The following is a 1,704-nucleotide window of genomic DNA, read 5'->3' on the forward strand; positions in this document are numbered from 1 at the left end:
GTGGCGTCACAGTGACTTTACCTGTGTTTGGATCAACATCTACTGTCCAGCCTGGTGGCACATCTTTAGGGCCTTCAAATGTTGTATTCGGCGGTAGATTGCCGTCTTTCGTTTGTGGCACTTCTACTGGTACACCTGGTTTCGTACTGTTTTCGTCATAGCCTGGGTCGTGTTGACCTGCATCCGTTTCACTTGGATCTTTCGGCACGACAGTGACTGTTACTGTCGGTGTATCTGTTGAACCGTCTGGATAATGAACGACAACTGGAATATTGACCTTCGTATCCGGTGTTGCGTCCGCCGGTGGCGTCACAGTGACTTTACCTGTGTTTGGATCAACATCTACTGTCCAGCCTGGTGGCACGTCTTTCGGTCCTTCAAACGTTGTACCTGGTGGTAGATTGCCGTCTTTTGTTTGTGGCACTTCTACCGGTGTGCCTGGTTTTGTTCCTTGATCCTCGTATCCAGGATCGTGTTGACCTGCATCCGTTTCACTTGGATCTTTCGGCACGACAGTGACTGTTACTGTTGGCGTATCTGTTGAACCGTCTGGATAGTGAACGACAACTGGAATATTTACTTTCGTATCCGGTGTTGCGTTCGCCGGTGGCGTCACAGTGACTTTACCTGTGTTTGGATCAACGTCTACTGTCCAGCCTGGTGGCACATCTTTAGGGCCTTCAAACGTTGTACCTGGTGGTAGATTGCCGTCTTTCGTTTGTGGCACTTCTACCGGTGTGCCTGGTTTTGTTCCTTGATCCTCGTATCCAGGATCGTGTTGACCTGCATCCGTTTCACTTGGATCTTTCGGCACGACAGTGACTGTTACTGTCGGTGTATCTGTTGAACCATCTGGATAGTGAACGACAACTGGGATATTTACTTTCGTATCCGGTGTTGCGTTCGCCGGTGGCGTCACAGTGACTTTACCTGTCTTCGGATCAACGTCTACTGTCCAACCTGGTGGCACATCTTTAGGGCCTTCGAACGTTGTTCCTGGTGGTAGATTGCCATCTTTCGTTTGTGGCACTTCCACTGGTACGCCTGGTTTCGTACTATTTTCGTCATAGCCTGGGTCATGTTGACCTGCATCTGTTTCACTTGGATCTTTCGGCACGACAGTCACTGTTACTGTCGGTGTATCTGTTGAACCATCTGGATAGTGAACGACAACTGGAATATTTACTTTCGTATCCGGTGTTGCGTTCGCCGGTGGCGTCACCGTTACCTTACCTGTATTTGGATCAACATCCACTGTCCAGCCTGGTGGTACATCTTTAGGGCCTTCGAATGTTGTATTCGGCGGTAGATTGCCATCTTTCGTTTGTGGCACTTCTACTGGTACACCTGGTTTTGTTCCTTGGTCCTCGTATCCAGGGTCGTGTTGACCTGCATCTGTTTCACTTGGATCCTTCGGCACAACAGTGACTGTTACTGTTGGTGTATCTGTTGAACCATCTGGATAGTGAACGACAACTGGGATATTTACTTTCGTATCCGGTGTTGCGTTCGCCGGTGGCGTCACAGTGACTTTACCAGTATTTGGATCAACGTCTACTGTCCAACCTGGTGGCACATCTTTTGGTCCCTCAAACGATGTACCTGGTGGTAGATTGCCGTCTTTCGTTTGTGGTACTTCCACTGGTGTACCTGGTTTTGTCGATTGATCTTCATAACCTGGGTCATGTTGACCTGCATCTGTTT

The 1,704-nt window shown here is 49.0% G+C and carries 1 protein-coding gene; it reads right to left on the reverse strand.

Annotated features, from left to right (window positions below):
* The coding region (locus N9R04_RS11235; RefSeq protein WP_262856868.1) for a YPDG domain-containing protein at positions 1-1,704 on the reverse strand (1,704 nt) is incomplete at both ends.

The organism is Staphylococcus marylandisciuri (genome assembly GCF_025519785.1).
GTDB classification, from domain to species: Bacteria; Bacillota; Bacilli; order Staphylococcales; family Staphylococcaceae; genus Staphylococcus; species Staphylococcus marylandisciuri.